The sequence below is a fragment of the Sphingomonas sp. H160509 genome (genome assembly GCF_024124765.2).
Lineage (GTDB): Bacteria > Pseudomonadota > Alphaproteobacteria > Sphingomonadales > Sphingomonadaceae > Sphingomonas.
The window spans coordinates 3,110,714-3,132,965 of record NZ_JAMXSR020000002.1; the positions used below are offsets into that span (position 1 = coordinate 3,110,714).

Sequence of the window (22,252 nt, forward strand, 5' to 3'; positions counted from 1 at the left end):
TCGGGCGCGATTAGAGGAAACGCGAGGGGGAGGGCTAGAGCGGTGCGCTAGCGGCAGAAATTGGCGCGGTCGTCTTCGAGATGGAGGTGGTTGCGGTGCGCGGCGTTGTAGTCGGGGCTGAGCACCGTGCCGAACCGCTTGCACGCCGACGCGCGGATCGTCTGGAGGAATTGCCGGACCTGCGGATCGGGCGAGTTCCAGTCGTTGAGCACGGTTATTCGCCGCCCGTCCTTCAGCACGAACCCGCCGACATCGATCGCGTTGGCGATCGCGTGGCCCGAGCGGCGGCCGGTGTTGCCTGCGGAGCCGACGACGTTGCGGCATGCGTAACTCCCCATGCTGTCGATCCGCGCGAGTTCGCTGCCGAGCATCTGGTACGCCGCCGGTGCGACCGCGTTGCGCGTCCAGCCGATGAACGCGCGCGCCGCGCCGCAACGGACTGCGGTGAGGTTGGCGACGGGTACGCCGATGTCGACGAGCTTGACGGTGCCGGCGAGGCCGCAGCCCGGGCCGGTCTCACGGTCGGGCAGGACCTGGAACGAGACGTGGAGTTCGCGCAGGTCGGCGAGGCACTGCGCGGTTTCGCGGTTGCTGGGGATGGAGAGGTTGGGGCGGGTCTTGGTCGGTGCCGTGGGGCGATCTGCGCGTCCGCAGCCGGCTAAAGTCAGTGCGAGAGTCGCTACTACCACCCACTCCGTCATGCCGGGCCTGTTCCGGCATCCACTCATCGTCTTGTCCCCCATGCCTAAGGCCGTGCGGCACGGTGAAGCCCGGGACAAGCCCGGGGTGACGGAGCGAGTTTGGCGCACGGTGGGGCGAGTCCCGCCGCCGCGCGCTTGCAATCGAACGCGGTTGACACCCCCTGCGAACGCCGCTAGGGCCGGCGACGGGCCACGCGGTCCCAACGCCGCGCGTGCTCTCTGTGAGGAGAGATACATGACTGATACGACCTACGCACCCGCTACACATGCGCCTGCTTTGCCTGCTACGAAGCCGGCACGTCCCTTTTTCAGCTCCGGTCCCTGCGCGAAACCTCCGGGTTGGTCCGCGGACAAGCTCGCCACCGATTCGCTCGGTCGCTCGCATCGCTCGAAGATCGGCAAGACCCGTCTCCAGTACAGCATCGACCTGATGCGCGACCTGCTGAAGCTTCCCGATACGCACCGCATCGGCATCGTCCCCGGCTCCGACACCGGCGCGTACGAGATGGCGATGTGGACGATGCTCGGCGCCAAGCCCGTCACCGCGCTGGCGTGGGAAAGCTTCGGCGAAGGCTGGGTCACGGACGCGGTCAAGCAGCTCAAGATCGACCCCACGGTGGTGCGCGCCGATTACGGCCAGCTGCCCGACCTGAACGCGGTCGATTGGTCGAACGACGTGCTGTTCACCTGGAACGGCACCACCAGCGGCGTGCGCGTCCCTAACGCGGACTGGATCCCCGACGACCGCGAGGGTCTCTCGTTCGCCGATGCGACGTCGGGCGTGTTCGCCTACGATATCGACTGGACGAAGATCGATGTAGCCACCTTCTCGTGGCAGAAGGTGCTCGGCGGGGAGGGCGCGCACGGCGTGCTGATCCTCGGGCCGCGCGCGGTCGAGCGTCTCGAAACGTACACCCCTGCATGGCCGCTGCCGAAGGTGTTCCGCCTCGTCTCGAAGGGCAAGCTCACCGAGGGCGTGTTCAAGGGCGAGACGATCAACACACCGTCGATGCTGGCCGTCGAAGACGCGATCTTCAGCCTCGAATGGGCAAAGTCGCTTGGCGAAGATGGGCTGATCAAGCGGTCGGATGCGAATGCGGCGGCTTTGGACAAGATCGTCGCGGAGCGTGACTGGCTCGGTCATCTGGCGGCCGATCCGGCAACGCGGTCGAAGACCAGCGTGTGCCTGACGGTCGAGGGTGCAGACGAAGCGCTGATCAAGGCGATGGCCTCGGCGCTGGAGAAAGCGGGCGCGGCCTACGACGTCGCCGGGTACCGCGACGCGCCTGCGGGCCTGCGTATCTGGTGCGGCGCGACCGTCGACACCGCCGATATCGAGGCGCTCGGCCCTTGGCTCGACTGGGCCTACGCGACCGCCAAGGCGGCCTAACCAGCTACCGCGTCTTTTACGTCCTCCTTCCAACAATCACCCCCATTCCGTCATCCCGGCGCACGCCGGGACCCATGGACACGGAGCATTCGCTCATGAAGCGAACCGCTACCGTGGGTCTCGGCTTCCGCCGGGATGACGGGGGAGTTGGAATAGGGACGCGCCCCAATTCACCGAATTCCCAGGAGCAATCCCATGCCAAAAGTCCTCATTTCCGACAAAATGGATCCACGTGCCGCCCAGATCTTCCGTGAGCGCGGCGTCGAGGTCGACGAGATCACCGGCAAAACGCCCGCCGAACTGATGGCGATGATCGGCGAGTATGACGGCCTCGCGATCCGCAGCTCGACCAAGGTCACCAAGGAAATCCTCGAGCACGCGACCAACCTGAAGGTCGTCGGCCGCGCAGGCATCGGCGTCGATAACGTCGACATCCCCGCCGCGTCGGCGAAGGGCGTCGTCGTGATGAACACGCCGTTCGGCAACTCGATCACCACCGCCGAGCATGCGATCGCGCTGATGTTCGCGCTCGCCCGCCAACTGCCGGAGGCCGATGCCTCGACCCAGGCCGGCAAGTGGGAGAAGAACCGCTTCATGGGCGTCGAGCTGACGTCGAAGACGCTCGGGCTGATCGGTGCGGGCAATATCGGCTCGATCGTCGCCGACCGTGCCCGTGGCCTCAAGATGAAGGTCGTCGCGTTCGATCCGTTCCTGACGCCCGAGCGCGCGATCGAGATCGGCGTCGAGAAGGTCACGCTCGACGAACTGCTCGCGCGTGCCGACTTCATCACGCTGCACACGCCGCTGACCGACCAGACGCGCAACATCCTCTCGGCCGACGCGCTCGCCAAGACCAAGAAAGGCGTCCGCATCATCAACTGCGCGCGCGGTGGCCTGATCGACGAGGTCGCGCTGAAGGCGGCGCTCGATTCGGGCCAGGTCGGCGGTGCCGCGCTCGACGTGTTCGTCGAGGAGCCCGCCAAGGCGTCGCCGTTGTTCAACACGCCGAACTTCGTCAGCACGCCGCATCTCGGCGCGTCGACCACCGAAGCTCAGGTCAACGTCGCGATCCAGGTCGCCGAGCAGATGGCCGATTTCTTGATGTCGGGTGGCGTCACCAACGCGCTCAACATGCCGTCGCTGTCGGCGGAGGAGGCGCCCAAGCTGAAGCCGTACATGGCGCTGGCGGAGAAGCTCGGGTCGCTGGTCGGGCAGTTGACGACCGGCGCTGTGTCGCGGATTTCGGTGCATACCGAGGGTGCGGCGGCGGATCTGAATGCGAAGCCGATCGTGAGTGCGGTGCTGGCCGGGTATCTCCAGACGCAGACCGCGACCGTCAACATGGTTAACGCGCCGGTGCTGGCGCGTGAGCGTGGTCTCGAAGTTCGCGAAGTGCGTACCGAGCGTGAGGCGGATTACCACACGCTGCTGCGCGTCGCGGTGAAGACCGAGGATGGCGAGCGGTCGGTGGCGGGTACGCTGTTCGGTGATTCGGCGCCGCGTCTGGTGGAACTGCTGGGGATCAAGATCGAGGCCGATCTGGCGGGGCCGATGCTGTATGTCGTCAACGAGGATGCGCCGGGGTTCATCGGGCGTCTTGGGACTGCGCTGGGCGAGGCTGGGGTGAATATCGGGACGTTCCACCTCGGGCGTCGGTCAGCAGGCGGCGAGGCGGTGTTGCTGCTGTCGGTTGATGAGGCGGTGACGCCCGACCTGCTGACCAAGGTCCGCGCGCTCCCCGGCGTGAAGACCGCAATGGGCCTCAACTTCTAAGCCTGCTACGCTCTTCTAAAGCCCTCTCCCCTCCGGGGGAGAGGGTTGGGTGAGGGGCAGTTGGAGAGGGCAGCGCTCGCGGCGCCCCTCACCCCGACCCCCTCCCCGGAAGGGGGAGAGGGAGCAGTGAAGGTCGACGACCTACTTCTCGATCGCGCCAAGCGGATGCGGCGCGAGCCCACCCCGGCAGAGGCGAAACTCTGGCGCCACCTCCGCGACCGGCAGATGGGTAACACCAAATTCACTCGCCAGTTCGTCATCGGCCCCTACATCGCCGACTACTGCGCCCGCGACGCGAAACTCGTCATCGAGGTTGACGGCGATACACATAGTGACCAAGCGCGCGACGCAAGCCGAACGGATTGGCTCCAAAGACAGGGATATCGCGTGATACGGTTCAGCAACGCCGACATCATGTCCGAGATGGACGGGGTCTGGCAGGTCATATCGGCAGCCCTCACGGCGGAGTCCGCACGATGACCGCACTTCTCCCCGAAGGTTTCCGAGATCGCCTCCCCCCCGTTCGCCGATTCGGTAGCGGCGCTGGAAGCGCGCGTGCTCGAAGCTGCTCGCCTGAACGGTTACGAACGTGTCGACCCGCCGCTCGCCGAATTCGCCGATGGTCTGGAGATGCGGCTGAAGGCCGGCGGGCTGCACGACGCGGTGCGCTTCGTCGACCCCGTGTCGCAGCGCACACTCGCGATCCGGCCCGACATTACCGCACAGGTCGCGCGGATCGCCGCCACTCGGATGGGGCATCACCCTCGGCCGGTCCGGCTGAGCTATGCTGGCTCCGTGCTTAAACTGCGCGCGTCGCAGCTCGCCCCCGCGCGCGAGACCCGGCAGATTGGGTGTGAGTTGATCGGGCTCGACTCGGTTGCCGCGGCGCAGGAACTGGTCGCGGTTGCAGTCGACATGATCGCGGCCGCCGACGTTACCGGTGCGTCGATCGACTTCACGCTGCCCGATCTGGTGCCGACGCTGGCCGCCGGACCTCTCCCCGTCGCGGATGATCTGATCGCCACCTTGCGCGATCGGCTCGACGCGAAGGACGCCGGTGCCGTCGCGGCGCTCGCCCCCGCCTATCTTCCGTTGATTGAAGCCGCCGGCCCGTTCGACCAAGCGATGGACCGCCTCCGCGCCTTCGACACCACCGGTGCACTCGCCTCCCGCCTCGACGGCCTCGCCCGCATCGCCGAAGCACTCGACGGCCGCGTCGCGCTCACGCTCGACCCGACCGAGCGGCACGGGTTCGAATACCAGAGCTGGCTCGGCTTCTCGCTCTTCGCCGCCGGCAGCGCACGCGAAGTCGGACGCGGTGGCACCTACACCATCGTTCACGAAACCGGCGCCGAGGAAGCGGCCACCGGCTTCTCGCTGTTCGCCGACGCCTTGGTCGAGCGTGTCGCCACCGTCGACCGCCGCCGCCTCTTCCTCCCGTTCGGTACCCCTGCCAGCGAAGGCGCCGCCATGCGCGCGCAGGGCTGGGTCACGGTCGCCGCACTGGACGCTGGCGACACCCCCGAAGCTCAAGTCTGCACGCATCTATGGGTGGCGGGCGAGCCCCGCGCGCTGTAGGCGCTGCGCGTAATCCTCAGGAGATAGAGTTTGGCCAACGTAGCAGTCATCGGCGCGCAATGGGGCGACGAAGGCAAGGGCAAGATCGTCGACTGGCTCGCCGAGCGTGCCGACATGGTCGTGCGGTTCCAGGGCGGCCACAATGCCGGCCACACGCTGGTCGTCGGCGACAACGTGTACAAATTGTCGCTGCTGCCGTCGGGCATCGTCCGCGGTACGCCGTCGTTCATCGGCAACGGCGGTGGTGCTCGATCCCTGGGCGCTGAAGGACGAGATCGCCCGGCTTGGCGCGCAGGGCGTCGTCGCGACCCCGGAGACGCTGCGGATCGCCGACACCTGTGCGCTGATCCTGCCATTCCACCGCGATCTCGATGGTCTGCGCGAGGATGCGAGCGGTGCCGGCAAGATCGGCACCACGCGTCGCGGGATCGGGCCTGCGTATGAGGACAAGGTCGGCCGCCGTGCGATCCGCGTCTGCGATCTCGCGCATCTCGACGATCTCGGGCCGCAGCTCGATCGCCTTACCGCGCATCACGACGCACTCCGCGCAGGCTTCGGCGAGCCGCCGATCGACCGCGCCCGCCTGATCGCGGAACTGCGCGAGATCGCCGGCTTCGTCCTCCCGTTCTCCAAGCCCGTCTGGCGCGACCTCAACGCCGCGCGCTCCGCCGGCAAGCGGATCCTGTTCGAGGGCGCGCAGGGCGTGCTGCTCGACGTCGACCACGGCACCTATCCGTTCGTTACCTCGTCGAATACGATCGCGGGCGCAGCGGCTGGCGGTTCTGGCCTCGGGCCATCGGCGGTCGGCTTCGTGCTCGGGATCGCCAAGGCTTACACGACGCGCGTCGGTTCGGGACCTTTCCCGACCGAGCTCGAGAACGAGACCGGCGAGCGCCTCGGCGTCCGCGGGCATGAGTTCGGAACGGTCACCGGGCGTAAGCGCCGCTGCGGCTGGTTCGACGCGGTGCTGGTGCGGCAGGCGGCGGCGGTCGGTGGCATCACCGGGATCGCGCTGACGAAGATCGACGTGCTCGACGGGTTCGAGACCGTATCGATCTGCACCAGCTACAAGCTGCGCGGCGAGACGCTCGATTACTTCCCGGCGCATGCGGCGGACCAGGCGCTGGTCGAGCCGATCTACGAGACGATGGAAGGCTGGCAGGAGACGACCGCCGGTGCGCGCAGCTGGGCCGATCTTCCCGCGCAGGCGATCAAGTATATCCGCCGGATCGAGGAGCTGATCCGCTGCCCGGTGACGTTGGTGTCGACCAGCCCACAGCGTGCTGACACGATCCTCGTCCGCGATCCATTCTCGGACTGAGCGGACACTAAAAAGCCGGGCGATCGCTCGCCCGGCTTTTCATTTACCGTGGTGGTGATGGATTAGCGCGGCGTCGTCGTGCCGGTCGTCCCGCCCGTGGTCGAACCCATCGTGCCGGTGGTCGTGCCACCCATCGTGCCCGTGGTGCCCATGGTTCCGGTCGAGCCGCCCATCGTGCCTGTGGTACCCATCGTACCAGTCGTGCCGCCCATGGTGTCGGCGCCCATCGTGCTACCGGTCGTACCCGACATCGTGCTGCCCGTCGTGCCGGTGCCGCTCATGGTGCCCGACGTCGTGCCACGCGTACGGCTGCGTGCCTTGGTGCCACGCTGCGTGCGCGTGGTGGTCGAACGGGTGCTGGTTGAGGGGTTGGCTTGGTCCATCGTGCCGGTCGACATGCCGCCGGTCGTGCTGCCTGCGGTCGAACCGCCCATGGTGCTGCCGCTCATCGTGCCACCCGTGGTGCCACCCATCGAGCCGCCGGTGCCCGTCTGTGCCATTGCCACGCCCGGAATGATCAACGCTGCCGCTGCGATCGAAGTCAGAATACGCATTTCGCTCTCCTATGTTATTGAAGGGCAAGCGCTTAAGTCCGGCTTATGTTCCAGCGTCAGCCGCACTGGCCTCGATGCAGCAGTGCCTGGTCGGCCAGCACGAGAGCGACCATCGCCTCGACCACGGGGACTCCGCGGATGCCGACGCATGGGTCGTGACGCCCTTTGGTGGCGATCGTCGCGGCTTCGCCGGTTGGGCTGATCGTCTCGACCGGGGTGAGGATCGAACTGGTCGGCTTGAACGCAACGCGGAGGCGGATCGGCTGACCGGTCGCGATGCCTCCAGCGATGCCGCCGGCATGGTTGGCGAGAAATTCGGGGCCATCGACGCCCGGCCGCATCGGATCGGCATTGGCCTCACCCGACAGCGCGGCCGCAGCGAACCCGTCGCCGATCTCGATCCCCTTGACCGCGTTGATGCTCATGCATGCAGACGCGAGTTCGGAATCGAGCTTGGCGTAGAGCGGCGCCCCCCAGCCTGCGGGGACGCCAGTCGCCTCGCACGCGATCACCGCACCCGAGCGACGAGCCTGATTTGCGAGCAGCGTCGACGAGCGCTTCCCAGCGGAGCGCTGCCTCGGCGTCGGGGCAGAAGAACGGGTTCTGGTCGATCTGCGCGTCGTCGAAGTTCGCCGGATCGATCGCATCGCCACCGATCGCCTCGACCCAGGCGCGGACGCGGACCTGCGGCACGACGAGCCGCGCGACCGCACCGGCCGCGACCCGCGCTGCCGTCTCCCGAGCGGACGAGCGCCCGCCACCCCGGAAATCGCGGAACCCGTATTTGGCGTCATAGGCATAGTCGGCGTGGCCGGGGCGATAGGCCTTGGCGACGTCCGAATAGTCCTTCGAACGCTGGTCGACATTCTCGATCATCAGGCTGATCGGCGTGCCGGTGGTGCGCCCCTCGAACACGCCCGAGAGAATACGGACCGTATCCGGCTCGCGCCGCTGCGTCGTGAAGCGCGAGGTGCCGGGGCGGCGCTTGTCGAGCCAAGGCTGAATGTCGGCCTCGGTCAGCGGGATGCCGGGAGGGCACCCGTCGACGATCGCACCCAGTGCAGGCCCATGAGACTCGCCCCAGGTGGTGAAGCGGAACAGCCGTCCGAACGTATTGAAGCTCATGCGGCGTTGCGGTTCGTACGTGTCATGTCGCCGCGGCCGGCGATTAGTCCCTGGACCGAGATGTCCTCGTCGAGCTCGTCCCAGTGCAAGCCGCTCGGACTGATCCAGACTTTGCCCCGATCGGCGGGTGAGCCGTGCAGCAATCGTGGATACCAGGCGAGCGGAACACCCAGGGTGCGGCCATCGTCGAGCCGGACCCACATCTGGTCCTCGTCGAATTCAACGCTCGTCGGGCGTACCGAAATGCTCATGCCATGCGCTCACGATCTCTGGCCTGCGAAGGCTTATCTGCTCGGTGAGCCATCGCAGGGTGCGTGCATCCAGTCCACGGTTATCGGCCATCGCCACTTCGGGATAAAGCCAAAACTTCGCATCACCCTCATCGCGCTTTGCGACGTGCACATGCATAGGCTCGCGCGGATCGCCTTCGCTGGAGTAGAAATGGAAGCGAAACCCGCGATCGGAGAAGATCACGGGCATCGCTGAACTCTATACCAAAGCGATATCGGGCGCGTCTTCGGCCTTCATGCCGATCACGTTGTAACCCGCGTCGACATGGTGAGTCTCACCGGTCACGCCCGAAGCCAGGTCGCTCAGCAGGTACAGCCCCGCGCCGCCGACGTCGTCGATCGTCACGTTGCGCTTGAGCGGCGAGTTCAGCTCGTTCCACTTCAGGATCAGGCGGAAATCGCCGATCCCGCTCGCTGCCAGGGTCTTGATCGGCCCCGCCGAGATCGCATTCACGCGAATATTGTCGCGGCCCAGATCGACCGCGAGATACTGAACGCTTGTCTCCAGCGCCGCCTTCGCGACCCCCATCACGTTGTAATGCGGGATGACCTTCTCCGCGCCGTAATAGCTGAGCGTCAGCATCGCGCCGCCCTCGGTCATCATCCTGGCCGCGCGCTGCGCCACCGCGACGAACGAATAGACCGAGATGTTCATCGTCATCAGGAAATTGTCGAGGCTGGTGTCGACGAACCGGCCGCGCAACTCGTTCTTGTCCGAAAAGCCGATCGCGTGGACGACGAAGTCGATCGTCGGCCACTCCTCGGCCAGCTTGTCGAAGGTCGCATCGAGCGCGCCCATGTCCGACACGTCGCAATCGAAGAGCCGCGCCACGCCCAATTGCTCGGCGAGCGGGCGCACGCGTTTCTCCATTGTCTCGCCCTGATAGCTGAACGCGAGCTCAGCGCCCGCCTCGGACAGCTTCTTGGCGATCCCCCAAGCCAGCGACTTGTCGTTCGCCAAGCCCATGATCAGCCCACGCTTGCCCGCCATCAAACCGTTCACGCCGTCCCCGCCTATACCTGCATATCCGTAGCAGGCTGCTCTAGCGTTGTTTCGGGTGGTTCCGCCAGTGCCGCGTTGAGATGCGCACCGAATACGAGACCGAGCCCGATGACATAGAAAAATAACAGCATGATGACGACGCCCGCCAGGCTGCCATAGGTGAGGTCGTACCCACCGAGACGCGACAGGATCACCGGCAGCAACGCGGTTGCGCTGACCCACCAGGCGGTGGTGAACAGCGCCCCCGGCCATTTGCGGCATTTCGAATAGCGATAGCGCGACGGCGTCACCGAGTAGAACAGCAGGTACAGCGCGCCGAACATGAGCAATCCGGGGGATCAGCCGCGACAGCCCGACCCAGCCGGCGGCGTCCTGCGCGAAGGGGACGAGGCGATAGATGAACTGCTCGGCCGCGGTCAGGATACCCTGGACGAGGAACGACAACAGCGCGATGATCACCGAACAGACGATCACGAACGACGAACCGAGCCGCGATTTCCAGAACGGCGCGGTCGCCTTGATCCCATATGCGCGGTGGAAGATGTCGCGGATCGTCTCGACGAAGCTGCCGACCGTCCACAGCCCGACCAGCGCGCCGAGCCATAACAGCGACCCGGTCCGCGCGGCGAGCACGTCGGCGATCGGCTTGCGCAACAGGTCGCCGACATTGGGCGGCAGGACGTTGAGGAACGACTCGACCGCGCGCACCGTCTCGACGCTCTGGCCGAAGATCGACAGGATCGCGGCGGCTACGATGAAGAACGGAAACACCGTCATCAACGCGAGATAGGCGAGGTTCCCCGCGTGGATGAAGCCATCGTTGAACACGCCGACGGCTGCCCGCTTGACGATTTCGAACGCGTAGCTACCTGGCCTGACCTTCGCCATGCCACGAGTGAGACGGGCGCGCGTCGCACCATGATCGTGCGCGCGCGCTTCGGGCGTTAGGGTATTATCATTCACAAGGCGTTCAGACGCCCATGGCCCCTCGAGGGTTCCCCGCTTCGCGCCCATCCCAGCTTTCGATGAACGCGGTCAGCGCCGCATCGCTGGCGGGAATGTCGATCATTAGCGTGACCAACTGGTCGCCCCGCGTGCCGCCCTTCTTGTGGAAACCCTTGCCCTTGAGGCGCAGCGTCTTGCCCGAGGTCGTGCCCTTGGGGATCGTCAGCATGACCGGCTTGTCGACCGTCGGTGCCTTGACCGAGCCGCCCAGCACCGCCTCGGCAAGCGTGATCGGCAGGTCGAGGCGGACGTCGTCGCCGTCGCGCGTGAAGAACTTGTGCGGCTGGACCTCGATAGTGAGGATCGCATCGCCCGCGCCGCCCGGACCCTGCTCGCCCTTGCCGGCCAGCTTCATCTGCGTGCCGCTCTCGACCCCGGCGGGGAGCTTGAGGTCAAGCGTCTTGCCGTCCGCCAGCGTCACGCGCTGCGGCTCCAGCGTTGCCGCCTCGACGAACGGCACCTGTAGGCGATACGCGGCATTCTCGCCCTTGGGCTGCGGGCGCCGACCGAAGCCGCCGGAGAATCCGCCGCCGCCGCCACGCTGCGCGCCGCCGAACAAGCCTTCGAAGATGTCGCTCATGTCGGCACCGCCGGCGCCGGTCTCATAGCCCTCGCTGCGGAAGCCGCCGCCGGGTTGCGGTCGCCCGCCGCCACCGCCGCCGAACCCGAACGGCGACGCGGGATTGCCGTCGCCGTCGATCTCGCCGCGATCGAACCGGGCGCGCTTGTCCTTGTCGTTCAGCAGGTCGTACGCGTTGGTGACCGTGCTGAACCGCTCCGACGCCTTCGGATTGTCCTTGTTGCGATCGGGATGAAGCTCCTTCGCGAGCTTGCGGTACGCCTTCTTGATGTCGGCTTCGGTCGCGTCGCGCGCTACACCCAGAGTCTTGTACGGATCGGCCACTTACGTCCCCATTATACCTTGCGAGTCTATGTGGGGCGGTGCGCCGCGCAACGCAATTGCGCGCGGGGTGTTTGGTTGCACGAGAGGAACGATCATGACCGACAAACAACCGATGCAGGGTGTGCCGAAGAACGACGATGGCGCGAAAGAAAAGGACGGCGTGAACGACGCGCCGGCCAAGGACAAGGGCGGCGAGAGTGGCGGCGGCTCGTATCCGAACCCGCACGACGAGAAGTAAGACCGCTACACTCCAGACCCAGCGTGTTCTCCCGCGAAAGCGGGAGCCCAGGGTAACAATGGATCACGTTCGTGGCCCTGGACTCCCGCCTTCGCGGGAGAGCAGATTCCGGAATTTTACGCCTGAACAGTCTCATCCAACGGCGCGACATCGACACTAACATCCATGTTCTGCGCCCCCGACCCGAGCACCACCCCATCCACCGGCGCGATCTCGGCATAGTCCCGCCCGACCGCCATCACGATGTGATCGCTCGCCATCCAGATCCCGTTGGTCGGATCGACTCCGACCCAACCGCGCACCGGCCCGCACCACAGCAACACCCAAGCATGCGTCGCATCCGCCCCGACCAGCCGCGGCTGACCCTCGGGCGGGATCGTCCGAATATATCCCGACGCATACGCGGCGGGCAGGCCAGCCGCGCGCAAGCCCGTGATCATGATCTGCGCGAAATCCTGACACACGCCCTTGCGCTGGAGGAACGCCTCGTGCGGCGGCGTATCGACCAACGTCGCGTCCGCATCAAATTCGAACTCTACCTGGATCCGGCGCGCGAGCGCGATCCCGGCCTCCAGCGCGCCGCGCGAAGGGTCGAGATCGACCGCGCAATAGTCGGCGATCGCTTGGTCGAGCGGGATAAGCGACGAAGGATAGATGTAGTTCGCGGGGCTAGCTGCGGAGAGATCGGTGCTGGCCCGCGCCATCGTCGCGATTTCGCCCAGCGTCGGATCGCTCGCATCGGGCACGGGCACGAGGCGGTCCACCGTCATCCGCGACCGGCTCTCGATCGTTAGGTGGCGAACCGGGCTGTCGACGACCAATCGCGTGACGTTGGCGAGCCCCGCCTCAGCCCGCGCGGCACTGGTGCGGCCGGCGGGGTGCACCGACAACGCATAGGAATCGAGGTGCTGTCCTGGCCAGTCGATCGGCTTCAACCGCAGATTGCACCGTGCGAACTTGACGCTCGCGCCGTAATCGAACGTCGTGACGTGGCGGATATCGTAGATCATGAAAATCCTCCCCGGCACGGGGAGGGGGGACCGCCAGCTTGCTGGTGGTGGAGGGGGGGCGCCACGAACGGTGCGCTGGTGGAGAGCCCCCTCCACCATGCGCTGCATGGTCCCCCTCCCCGTACCGGGGAGGATTTGCACGTCTATCCTCACGCCAACGTCAGCCCACTAGTCCGCAACGGCTCCGCTCCCTGCAGGAAATACCGCCGCGCCAGCGCATCCGACACCGCCCCGAGCCGCCGCTCGATATCCCCCAGCGTTTCCGCATTCAGCTCCGCCGCGGTCGCGGTCATCACGATCGCCTGCAACCCGGTCGCTTGAGACTGTTGCGGCTCCGCCATCTCGTCGTCGCTCAGCACCGGCAACTCCGCCAACCGCGCCGCAATCCGCTCTGCCGAAAACGCCAACGAGCGCGGATTGCCCGGATCGAGCGCGACCAAGTCCATCACCGGCACGCGCGCGATTCCGGTCGGATAGCGCTGCCGATAACTGATCTGGCTATCGGCAAGGTCGAGCAGCACCGACAGATCGTCCGGCGACGCGCCCGGCATCCCGAACAACCGGATCGCCCGCGCCATCGCCATCGCCCGCTCGATCCGCCGCCCGAGATCGTGGAACCGCCACGCCGCCGTCCGCCCCATATGCTCCGCCGACAGCCCCGCGATCGCAGCGTAGCGTCGTTGCAGCGACCCGGCCCGCTCCAGCATTCCGCGATGCGTAGGGAAGGGCGCCTCGAGCAACCGCACCATGTCCGCCGACAACCGATCGCGCGAGCCTTCGCCGATCTCGCGCGCATGGCGGTTGAGCGTCAGGATCGACTGCCAGCGCTCGTCCTCCATCGCGGTGCGGGCGAGCGCGGTCAGGTCGGCTCGCCGCAGCGATGGCGGGTGCGGCGCGCTGCCCGCCCCGACGATCAGCCCGACCAGCTTGCCGACCGTGGTTGGCGACAAGACTGCACCGCCGTCGACGTCGATCGAATTGCCGAGCATCACGCGGATCGCGCCGAGCAGAGCCTCACCGCGCTCAAGATAACGCCCCAGCCAGTAGAAATTGTCCGCCACCCGGCTCGGCAACGTCCCCGGATTGCGCCGCACCTGAAGCGAGTCCGCGGCGGTCAGCAACGACACGGGCGCGACCGGCTCGGCACCATAGATGCAGACGTCGGCGGACCAGATGCCTTCGCCCATCACCGCCGCCCGCGCGTCGGGATGCTCGCCGATCCGCGCGAACCCACCCGGGAGGACGGTCCATTCGCCGTCACCACCGCGCGCCGCGAAGACACGCAGGGTGAAGGGGCGGGGACCAGCGCATCGCCGACCACGACCGGCATCGTCGAGAGCTGGACTAGTTCCTGTCCGACATAATCTTGCGGCCTGCGCGCCATATCGGCGAGCAGACGCGTCCGGTCTTCGCCGGTAATGTCGGTGCCCGTGACCGGGCCGCCGGTCATGCCGAGAGGCCGCGCATGGAACGCCGGACCGATCAGCAGGCGGTCGAAATTGGCTTCGACCTGCGCCCGCGCGCCGTCTTGCCCACACCACCACGTCGCGATGTTGGGGAGGAGCAGGTCTTCGCCGAGCAGCGATTTCGCCAGCTGCGGCAGGAACGCCGAGAATGCCGGCGCCTCCAGCACGGCCGAGCCCGGCGCATTCGAGAGCACGACGTTGCCGGCGGCGTACGCGTCGATCAGCCCGGGCACGCCGATCTGCGAATGCGTGTCGAACGCCAGCGGATCGAGCAGCCGCGGGTCGAGCCGCCGCCACAGCGCATCGATCCGCTTGAGCCCACCAATCGTGCGGACATACACCTTGTCCTCGAGCGCGGCGAGATCGGCGCCCTCGACCAGCAACAGCCCGAGATAGCGCGCGAGATGCGCTTGTTCGGGATAGCTCGGGTTGAACCGGCCGGGCGTCAGCAGCCCAATCCGCGGGTCGGTCCGCTTGCACATCGCCGCGATCCCGGCGCGAAACGCGGCGAAGAACGGCGCGTGGCGCTGGACGTTGAGCCGATCCTGCAATCCCCGAGCGTGCGGCTGACCGCGATCCGGTTCTCCAGCGCATACCCGGCACCGGCGGGCGCGCGAAGGTGATCGGCCAGCACGCGCCATTCGCCGGTCGGCCCGCGGCCGAGATCGATCGCGATGAAATCGAGATGGCGGCCGCCGGGCGGGTCTAGCCCGACCATGGGCCGCAGAAAGAACGGGCTGCCGGTGACGAGCGCGGCGGGGATACGGCCGTCGGCGACCAGCTTTCCCTCGCCGTAGAGGTCGGCGATCACCGTCTCCATCAACGTCGCGCGCTGGATCACGCCGCGCTCGATCCCCGCCCATTCGCCGGCCTCGATCAGCAGCGGGACGGGCGAGACGGGCCAGGGGCGCTCATCGGGTTCGTCGGCGATGCGGAAGCCGGTGCCGATATCGACCGCATGCCGCTGGACGCGTTCGCGGATGTGGCCGAGGTCGTCCGAGGCGACCATCGCGAGTTCGGCGAACATCGCCGCCCAGGCGGGGTCGGCATCTTCGCAGAGCACATCAGCACCGGTGCTACGCGCGCAATAATCGGCGATCCAGCGTTCGGCATGGATCATCGCGTCGAAAAGGGGCGCGGTGTGCGTCGCCGTGTCCGCCGTGTTCAATGCCTCAAGCCCCCGAATACAGGCGGCGGTGTTTCACCTTTCGACGCGGCGGTGCAACATAAATTGTCGCGGGGGCCGCGCATTACTCCTGTTCCCTCGCGAACGCGAGGGGCCAGGAATCCCAAGGGTTGCGTGCAGTTACCCTGGCCCCCCGCGTTCGCGAGGGACCAGTAAGGGGATGAGTTGTCGCCTCCCAATGCCGCCACCCCGGCGAAGGCCGGGGCCCAGTTGGAAAGGTGGTCGTAACGGAGCGCTGCCCTCCGAAGGCAGCGTTCACCAACTGGGCCCCGGCCTTCGCCGGCGTGGTGCTAGTGGAGGGGGCAGCTCAAAAATCCGGCAACACCTGATCCGCGACACCCCAGCCTTCCAGCGCCCGCGACCCGGCCCCTCTCGATCAACTCAGCCCCATCCCGCACTCCCCATCTCGCCGCAGTCTCGATATCCCGCAATTCGGTCCACGATACCGGCGCCGCCACCGGCGCCCCCGCCCGAGCCCGTGCCGAATACGGCATCACCGCCGTTGCGCCGCGCTGGTTGCGCAGCCAGTCGATAAAGATCCGCCCCTTGCGCTTGGCCTTCGCCATCGTCGCGACGAAACGCTCGGGATCCGCCCCCCGCCATCGCCCGCGCGAAGCGATCCGCGAAGTCCTTCACCGCCGGCCACTCCGCGTCCGGAGTCAGCGGCACGACCACGTGCACGCCCTTGCCCCCCGACAGCATCGGGAAGCTGACCAGCCCCAGTTCCGCCAACTGGTTCTTGAGATGCTCAGCCGCCTTCTTCGTATCGCCGAAGTCGAGCCCCTCGTCCGGATCGAGATCGAATATCAATCGGTCCGGCTTCTCCAAGGTCGCGTTCGACGAGCCCCAGCCGTGGAACTCGATCGTCCCCATTTGCACGCACGCGACCAGCCCGTCCGCGTCGTCGACATACAGATAGTCCTCGGTCGAGCCGTCCTTCTCGCGGATCGGCACTTTGTGGACAGCGTCGCCAAAGCTCCCAGCGTCGTGTTTCTGGAAGAAGCACGCGCGTGATCGGCCTTGCGGGCAGCGGACGAGGCTGATCGGGCGATTGCCCGCGACCGGCAGCATGATCCCCGAGACCGCGACGTAATAGTCGGCCAAATCGCCTTTGGTGACGTCCGACTTGTCGAAGATCACGCGGTCGCGGCTGCTGACCTTTATGCTGGTCGCGGGTGCCGCGGCTTCCTCCACATCGGGCGGCGGGGCGGGCGTCTCGGCGACGACGTCCTTAGCCGCTTTGTCCTCGCGCAGGCCGATGAAGCTCGAATGGCGGAGCACGCCGTCCGGAGTGACTTCGGCAAACGCGACTTCCGCGACCAGTTTCGGCGTCACCCACTTCGCGCCGCGGACCGCTGCCTTTGGCGCCTCGACCGTGGGCGTCTTGCGGTCGAGTGCGTCGAGCTTGTCGCGGATCTCGTCCATCAGCGCCTGGTCGAACCCGGTGCCGACCTTCCCCGCATACCGATAGCCTTTGCCCTCACGCACGCCGAGCAGGAGCGATTTGAAGCCGCGCTTCTTGTTGGAGGGCAGCCAGCCGACGATCACGAATTCCTGGCGGTGCGTGCATTTGACCTTGAGCCATGCCTTGGTCCGCTTGCCCGCATAGGGCGCGTCGGCGCGTTTCGAGACGATGCCTTCGAGGCCCTCGCGGCACATCGTCTCGAACAATTGCTCGCCCGCGCCGATGACGTGGTCGGAATAGCGGAGGCGGTCCTCGTTCTCGGGGATCAGCGGTTGCAGCCGCGCCTTGCGGTCGAGATTGGAGAGGCCGGTCAGGTCTTCGCCGTCGAGTGCGAGCAGGTCGAACGCGAAAAGCGTCATGTCGCCGCCGGCGGAGATCGCGTCCTTCAGCGTCGAGAAATCGGGGTGGCCGTCCTTGAACGCGACGATCTCGCCGTCGATCAGCGCGGATTTTACGGGGAGTTTCGCGGCGGCGTCAGCGATCGCGGTGAACTTGTCGGTCCAGTCGAGGCCGGTGCGGGTGAAGACTTTCGCCTTGCCGTTGGCGACGGAGATCAGCGCGCGGTAGCCGTCGTATTTGACTTCGTGGAGCCAGGCGGAGCCGGTGGGGACGGCGTCGACGAGGGTGCAGAGTTGTAGGTCCTGAAAATCCTCCCCGGCACGGGGAGGGGGGACCGCCGCGACCTTTCGCGGTGGTGGAGGGGGGCTTGCCGCTGGCGACACCTTTACGGCTGGCGGTACTCTTGCGGGTCGCCCCCTCCACCAGCTTCGCTGGTCCCCCTCCCCCGTGCCGGGGAGGATTTGCCTTCCTCGATTTCGACCATCGTGCGGCCGGTCGAGACGCTGGTCAGCGCTTCCTCGACGAGCGTGTCGGTGCCGCCGGCTGCCGCATCGTCGATCTTCCTGAGCAGCCAGTTCTCGCGTTTTTCCTTTGCGCGGGGCTTCAGGCGGATCAGCAGCCATTCGCCTTTCATCCGTTCGCCATCGAGGACGAAGTGGAGGTGACCCTTGTCGAGGTCCTTGGCCGATTTCCCCTTGATCGGCGACCAGGTCCCGCGGTCCCACAGCATCACCGTGCCGCCGCCATATTCGCCGGCGGGGATCGTGCCTTCGAAGGTGGCGTAGCTTAGCGGATGGTCCTCGGTGCGGACCGCGAGGCGTTTTTCGTTCGGGTCGAGGCTGGGGCCGCGGGTGACGGCCCAGCTTTTCAGAACGCCGTCGATTTCGAGGCGGAAATCCCAGTGGAGGCGGGTCGCGTCGTGCTTCTGGACCATGAAGCTGTTGCCGTTGCCGGGGGCTAGCGTGCCCGCAGGCTCGGCGGTTTTCGTGAAGTTCCGCTTCGAATTGTAGAGGGCGAGGGGATCGTCGGTCATCTTCACCCCCTCCCTGGAAGGGAGGGGTCGGGGGTGGGTCGGCTGCTTGGCGGGCGTAGCGCTGGTTCCGGGGAGTAACCCACCCCCAACCCCCTCCCCTTCCAGGGATGGGAGCTTATGCACGTTTTTTGGCTGGCGCTTTGGCCGCCGTTTTTGCCGGCGCGCGCTTGGCGGGAGCTTTCTTCGCCGGCGTCTTCTCTGTCGCGCCCCCGCTCTTCTCCATCGACTTCTTCAACGCCGCCATCAGATCGACCACGTTCGATCCCGTCTTCCCGCCGGTGTCCTTGTCCTCGATGATCTTCTTCCCGTTCGACTTGCGCTTGCGTTCGATCAAATCCTTCAGCGCATCGACATACCGATCGTGGAACTCCTGCGGATGGAAGTCCGCGCTACGCTTCTCGATCAGTGCCTCGGCGAGTTCGAGCAATTCCTCGGACGGCTTGTCGTCGGGGATCTCGCGGAAATAACCCTGCGCCTTGTGCACCTCGTCGGCATAGCGAAGCGTCTCCAGCACCATCCCGCGCCCGCACGGCTTCAGGCTCACGACATATTCGCGCCCACGCATCGCCAACTGGCCAAGTCCGACCTTCTTCGTCCGCTTCAACGCCTCGCGCAGAACGATGAACGCCTCCTCCGCGAGATCATCCGCGGGCACCACGAAATACGGCTTTTCGTAATAGAGCACGTCGATCTCGCTTGCATCGACGAACTGCGTCAGCTCAAGCGTCTTCTTCGATTCGAGCTTCACCGCGTCGATCTCGTCCTGCTCCAGCAGGACGTATTCGCCCTTCGAGACCTCATAGCCCTTCATGATCTCGTCGGCGTCGACCGGGCCGACGCCGGTGACGACCTTGTCGTAATGGATCGGCTGGCCCGACGGCTCGTGGATCTGCTTGAACGACACCGCCGCGCCGGACTTCGTCGCGGAATAGATCTCGACCGGGATCGAGACGAGGGCCAGTCGGATCTGCCCCCTGCCAATATGCGCGCGCTGCCACCCTGCGTGTTCCTTCGTTGCGGAAACGATTCGATTACCTGGGTCAATCATCGGCACGGTAGAGTCGTTCCAAAGTTTCGTTCCGCGCCAAATCCCGCTATGGCGCGCGGCATGTCAGACGATCCCTTCACGCTGTTCGATAGCTGGTACGCCGAGGCCAAGCAGTCCGAGCCGAACGACCCGAACGCGGTCGCGCTCGCGACGGCCGACGCCGAGGGGCGGCCGTCGGTGCGCATGGTGCTGTTGAAGGGCCACGGCCCGGACGGCTTCGTGATCTATACCAACCGCGAAAGCCGCAAGGCCGGCGAACTCGCCGCCAATCCGCAGGGTGCGCTGCTGTTCCACTGGAAGTCGCTGCGCCGCCAGATCCGGATCGAGGGTCCGGTGTCATGGGCGACGGACGAAGAGTCGGACGCCTATTTCGCCTCGCGTGGTCGTGATTCGCAGCTTGGCGCCTGGGCGTCGGAGCAGTCCCGGCCGCTCGACAGCCGCGAGACGTTCGAGCAGCGCTTTGCCGAAATGACCGCGAAGTTCGAAGGCCAGGACGTGCCGAGGCCGCCGCATTGGGGTGGCTACCGTGTTACGCCGACGCGGATCGAGTTCTGGCAGGATCGCGCGCATCGTCTCCACGAACGGCGGCTGTTCGTTCGCGAAGACGGCAATTGGAGCGAGGGGCTGTTGTTCCCATGACGCAGGACGAACGGCGCAAGGTCATACCCCTCGCAACCCGCGCGGCGCTCGCCAGCGTCGCGATGGCGTGTTTCCTGCTGCTGCTGAAGGGTTTCGCGGCATGGTCGACGGGCTCGGTGGCGATGCTCGGTTCGCTCGCCGATACCGCGCTCGATCTGCTCGCGTCGCTGGTCACGCTGTACGGCGTGCGGCTCGCGGCGACGCCGGCGGATCACGACCACCGCTTCGGCCACGGCAAGGCGGAGGCGCTCGCCGCGCTGTTCCAGGTCATGCTGATCACCGCATCGGCGGTCGGCATCGCTTGGCGCGCGATCCTCGCGTTCGGCGATCCGCAGCCGACCACGGGCGCCGAGTTCGGCATCGGTGTATCGGTGGTCGCGATCGCGGCAACGGTGGTCCTGCTCGCCTATCAGCGCCGGATCATCCGCCAGACCGGCTCGGTCGCGATTCTCGCCGACAACGTCCATTATCAGTCCGACGTGCTGCTCAACGGCTCGGTCATCGTCGCGCTGGTGCTCGATCAATATATCGGCTGGAGCGGCGCGGATCCGATCTTCGGCATCGTCATCGCGTTGTGGCTCGCCTGGGGTGCGTTTCAGGCATCGTCGAACGCGATCGACCAACTGATGGACAAGGAATGGCCCGAGGATTTTCGGGCGCAATTCCTTGACGTCGCCGCGCGCCAGCCCGGTATTCGGGGAATCCATGATTTCCGCACGCGCCGCTCTGGCAGCCACGATTTCGCGCAGTTCCACATGGAGGTCGCGCGCGACCTGACCGTGGAACACGCGCACGACATCGTCGAGGCCGTCGAGCGAAACTTGCGCACCGCGTTTCCGAAGGTCGAGGTGCTGATCCATCTCGATCCCGAGGGGCATGTCGACACCGACAATCCGCTGGTCGAGGCGGACGTGACGCCGCATTGGTTTGGTAAGCGGGTTTGAGGACTTAAGCATGAGAATACCGTTCGCGCAGATCGATGCGTTTTCCGACACGCCGTTCGGCGGCAACCAGGCGGCGGTGATGCCGCTGTCGGCGTGGCTCGACGACGCCGTGCTGCTGAACATCGCGCAGGAGAACAACCTGAGCGAGACCGCGTTCATCGTTGCTTCGGACGACGAGGGTGTTGATTTTGACCTGCGCTGGTTCACGCCGGGGGCGGAGGTGGCGCTGTGCGGCCACGCGACGCTGGCGAGTGGGCATTTCGTGCTGTCGTCGGATACCGCGCTCGACCGGGTGCGGTTTCGGACGCGGCAGGCGGGGATGCTCGAGGTTGCTCGGGCGGACAGCGGGTATACGCTGGAACTCCCGGCTTGGGGACCGAGCCCGAAGGCGATTCCGGAGATTGTCGCGGCGTTGAACATCGAGTCGCCCGTCGAGACGCTGTGGCATGAGAAGGGCTATGCGCTCGTCATTGTCGACGACGAGGCCGTGGTGCGCGACCTGAAGCCGGACTTTGCGGCGCTGGCGAAGTTCCCGATCGTCGCGATCGTTGCGGCGCGGGGGGAGGCGACCGACATCGTCAGCCGCGTGTTCACGCCGTACTACGCGATCGACGAGGATCCGGTGACGGGCTCGGCGCATGCGGTGATGGTGCCGTATTGGGCGCCGACCTTGGGGAACAGCTTCACCGCGTACCAAGCGAGCGCGCGTGGCGGGAAGCTGACGTGTCGCCTTGAAGGCGGCCGGGTGGTGTTGGGCGGATCGTGCGTGACGACGATCGAAGGCACCTTCCTGCTGCAATGATTTAGGCGCCGCTGACAATGCCCCGGGGGGGATCATCGTGGTGATCTTCCTGTTGCTTCCCCCTCCCTGGAAGGGAGGGGCCGGGGGTGGGTCGGCTTCCGCGTTCTCGGAACGCGCGTGACTCGAGCCGGCCTACCCACCCCAACCCCCTCCCTTTCAGGGAGGGGGGCGAAGAAGAGCTACCGCTTGCGCCCCCTTGGTCATCGGATCGGGCTTTTTCGGTTTCACCCAACCCGACGGCGGGGTCATGCGTTGCTGGCTGGTGCCGAGACCCATCGCGCCGGGCTGCTGGCGAGTAAGGCCGGATGTGTCGGTACTCTCGCCGCCGCCGCGCAACACACTGATCTGATCGCGCAACTTTCCCGCGGTCTCGAAATCCATCGCCGCGGCGGCGGCTTCCATCTGGCGGCGTAGATTTTCGATATCCATGCCGCCTCA

Annotated in this window: 15 protein-coding genes and 7 pseudogenes; 9 read left to right on the plus strand and 13 right to left on the minus strand. The window is 66.3% G+C overall.

The window, feature by feature from the left end; all coding sequences use genetic code 11:
- Positions 1-47 precede the first annotated feature (47 nt).
- Positions 48-701, minus strand: a complete 654-nt coding sequence (locus NHF48_RS17100; RefSeq protein WP_253071784.1) for an extensin family protein — start codon at positions 699-701, stop codon at positions 48-50.
- Between the two features lie 235 nt (positions 702-936).
- Here NHF48_RS17100 and NHF48_RS17105 point away from each other — a divergent pair, with 235 nt between their 5' ends.
- From NHF48_RS17105 to NHF48_RS17125, 5 genes and pseudogenes are all read left to right on the plus strand, one after another.
- Positions 937-2,091 carry a phosphoserine transaminase gene (locus NHF48_RS17105; protein ID WP_253071785.1) on the plus strand — a complete coding sequence of 385 codons (1,155 nt, stop codon included), beginning with the start codon at positions 937-939 and terminating at the stop codon, positions 2,089-2,091.
- Between the two features lie 195 nt (positions 2,092-2,286).
- Complete coding sequence (gene serA / locus NHF48_RS17110; protein WP_253071786.1) at positions 2,287-3,864, plus strand: phosphoglycerate dehydrogenase; 1,578 nt, start codon at positions 2,287-2,289, stop codon at positions 3,862-3,864.
- Between the two features lie 126 nt (positions 3,865-3,990).
- Entirely contained in the window at positions 3,991-4,344 is a 354-nt protein-coding gene (locus NHF48_RS17115) for an endonuclease domain-containing protein (RefSeq protein WP_253071787.1), read from the plus strand.
- A pseudogene (locus NHF48_RS17120) lies at positions 4,341-5,442 on the plus strand (ATP phosphoribosyltransferase regulatory subunit). Before NHF48_RS17115 ends, NHF48_RS17120 begins: the two are co-directional and overlap by 4 nt.
- A gap of 30 nt (positions 5,443-5,472) precedes the next feature.
- Positions 5,473-6,763, plus strand: a pseudogene (locus tag NHF48_RS17125) (adenylosuccinate synthase).
- 62 nt (positions 6,764-6,825) lie between these two features.
- Here the strand turns inward: NHF48_RS17125 and NHF48_RS17130 are convergent.
- From NHF48_RS17130 to NHF48_RS17165, 7 genes and pseudogenes are all read right to left on the minus strand, one after another.
- Positions 6,826-7,317 carry a hypothetical protein gene (locus NHF48_RS17130; protein WP_253071788.1) on the minus strand — a complete coding sequence of 164 codons (492 nt, stop codon included), beginning with the start codon at positions 7,315-7,317 and terminating at the stop codon, positions 6,826-6,828.
- Positions 7,318-7,373: 56 nt separating this feature from the next.
- Positions 7,374-8,442: pseudogene (aroC, locus tag NHF48_RS25335) on the minus strand (chorismate synthase).
- A complete protein-coding gene (locus tag NHF48_RS17145; protein WP_208622480.1) occupies positions 8,439-8,693 on the minus strand; it encodes a DUF2442 domain-containing protein in 255 nt (84 codons plus the stop codon). Before NHF48_RS17145 ends, aroC begins: the two are co-directional and overlap by 4 nt.
- On the minus strand, positions 8,662-8,922 hold the full coding sequence (locus NHF48_RS17150; RefSeq protein WP_253071790.1) for a DUF4160 domain-containing protein: 261 nt from the start codon (positions 8,920-8,922) through the stop codon (positions 8,662-8,664). Before NHF48_RS17150 ends, NHF48_RS17145 begins: the two co-directional genes overlap by 32 nt.
- 9 nt (positions 8,923-8,931) lie before the next feature.
- A complete protein-coding gene (gene fabI, locus NHF48_RS17155; protein WP_253072468.1) occupies positions 8,932-9,723 on the minus strand; it encodes an enoyl-ACP reductase FabI in 792 nt (263 codons plus the stop codon).
- 23 nt (positions 9,724-9,746) lie between these two features.
- Positions 9,747-10,623: pseudogene (locus NHF48_RS17160) on the minus strand (YihY/virulence factor BrkB family protein).
- Between the two features lie 82 nt (positions 10,624-10,705).
- A complete protein-coding gene (locus tag NHF48_RS17165) occupies positions 10,706-11,644 on the minus strand; it encodes a DnaJ C-terminal domain-containing protein (RefSeq protein WP_253071791.1) in 939 nt (312 codons plus the stop codon).
- 94 nt (positions 11,645-11,738) lie between these two features.
- On the opposite strand from NHF48_RS17165, the gene NHF48_RS17170 reads away from it, so the two are divergent.
- Positions 11,739-11,882 (plus strand): hypothetical protein, encoded by a 144-nt coding sequence (locus NHF48_RS17170; protein WP_167397634.1) that lies wholly within the window; start codon positions 11,739-11,741, stop codon positions 11,880-11,882.
- Between the two features lie 116 nt (positions 11,883-11,998).
- Here the strand turns inward: NHF48_RS17170 and NHF48_RS17175 are convergent, their stop codons facing one another.
- The 4 genes and pseudogenes from NHF48_RS17175 to ku form a co-directional block, all read right to left on the minus strand.
- Positions 11,999-12,892, minus strand: coding sequence for a transglutaminase family protein (locus tag NHF48_RS17175; RefSeq protein ID WP_253072469.1), 894 nt, complete (start codon positions 12,890-12,892; stop codon positions 11,999-12,001).
- Positions 12,893-13,041: 149 nt separating this feature from the next.
- Positions 13,042-15,478 (minus strand): annotated as a pseudogene (locus NHF48_RS17180) (circularly permuted type 2 ATP-grasp protein).
- A gap of 373 nt (positions 15,479-15,851) precedes the next feature.
- Positions 15,852-18,381: pseudogene (gene ligD, locus NHF48_RS17185) on the minus strand (DNA ligase D).
- A gap of 115 nt (positions 18,382-18,496) precedes the next feature.
- Positions 18,497-19,379, minus strand: a pseudogene (ku, locus tag NHF48_RS17190) (non-homologous end joining protein Ku).
- A 110-nt stretch (positions 19,380-19,489) separates the two neighbouring features.
- Between ku and pdxH the strand changes: the two are divergent.
- The 3 genes from pdxH to NHF48_RS17205 are packed head-to-tail and all read left to right on the plus strand — an operon-like array spanning position 19,490 to position 21,814.
- The gene (pdxH, locus tag NHF48_RS17195) at positions 19,490-20,068 is read left to right on the plus strand and encodes a pyridoxamine 5'-phosphate oxidase (protein WP_253071792.1); all 579 of its coding nucleotides are present in this window, start codon (positions 19,490-19,492) and stop codon (positions 20,066-20,068) included.
- Positions 20,065-21,012 (plus strand): cation diffusion facilitator family transporter, encoded by a 948-nt coding sequence (locus NHF48_RS17200; RefSeq protein WP_253071793.1) that lies wholly within the window; start codon positions 20,065-20,067, stop codon positions 21,010-21,012. The genes pdxH and NHF48_RS17200 overlap by 4 nt, the downstream gene beginning before the upstream one ends.
- Positions 21,013-21,022: 10 nt before the next feature.
- Positions 21,023-21,814: a PhzF family phenazine biosynthesis protein gene (locus NHF48_RS17205; protein WP_253071794.1), complete on the plus strand. Its 792-nt coding sequence runs from the start codon at positions 21,023-21,025 to the stop codon at positions 21,812-21,814.
- A gap of 156 nt (positions 21,815-21,970) precedes the next feature.
- Here the strand turns inward: NHF48_RS17205 and NHF48_RS17210 are convergent, their stop codons facing one another.
- Positions 21,971-22,243, minus strand: a complete 273-nt coding sequence (locus NHF48_RS17210; RefSeq protein WP_253071795.1) for a UvrB/UvrC motif-containing protein — start codon at positions 22,241-22,243, stop codon at positions 21,971-21,973.
- Between the last annotated feature and the right edge of the window lie 9 nt (positions 22,244-22,252).

Coding starts and splice junctions, on each gene's coding strand:
- pdxH (WP_253071792.1), top strand. CDS start 19,490: ATGTCAGACGATCCCTTCACGCTGTTCGATAGCTGGTACGCCGAGGCC.
- NHF48_RS17145 (WP_208622480.1), bottom strand. CDS start 8,693: ATGAGCATTTCGGTACGCCCGACGAGCGTTGAATTCGACGAGGACCAG.
- NHF48_RS17150 (WP_253071790.1), bottom strand. CDS start 8,922: ATGCCCGTGATCTTCTCCGATCGCGGGTTTCGCTTCCATTTCTACTCC.
- NHF48_RS17200 (WP_253071793.1), top strand. CDS start 20,065: ATGACGCAGGACGAACGGCGCAAGGTCATACCCCTCGCAACCCGCGCG.
- NHF48_RS17100 (WP_253071784.1), bottom strand. CDS start 701: ATGACGGAGTGGGTGGTAGTAGCGACTCTCGCACTGACTTTAGCCGGC.
- serA (WP_253071786.1), top strand. CDS start 2,287: ATGCCAAAAGTCCTCATTTCCGACAAAATGGATCCACGTGCCGCCCAG.
- NHF48_RS17175 (WP_253072469.1), bottom strand. CDS start 12,892: ATGATCTACGATATCCGCCACGTCACGACGTTCGATTACGGCGCGAGC.
- NHF48_RS17210 (WP_253071795.1), bottom strand. CDS start 22,243: ATGGATATCGAAAATCTACGCCGCCAGATGGAAGCCGCCGCCGCGGCG.
- NHF48_RS17170 (WP_167397634.1), top strand. CDS start 11,739: ATGACCGACAAACAACCGATGCAGGGTGTGCCGAAGAACGACGATGGC.
- NHF48_RS17105 (WP_253071785.1), top strand. CDS start 937: ATGACTGATACGACCTACGCACCCGCTACACATGCGCCTGCTTTGCCT.
- NHF48_RS17130 (WP_253071788.1), bottom strand. CDS start 7,317: ATGCGTATTCTGACTTCGATCGCAGCGGCAGCGTTGATCATTCCGGGC.
- NHF48_RS17205 (WP_253071794.1), top strand. CDS start 21,023: ATGAGAATACCGTTCGCGCAGATCGATGCGTTTTCCGACACGCCGTTC.
- fabI (WP_253072468.1), bottom strand. CDS start 9,723: ATGGCGGGCAAGCGTGGGCTGATCATGGGCTTGGCGAACGACAAGTCG.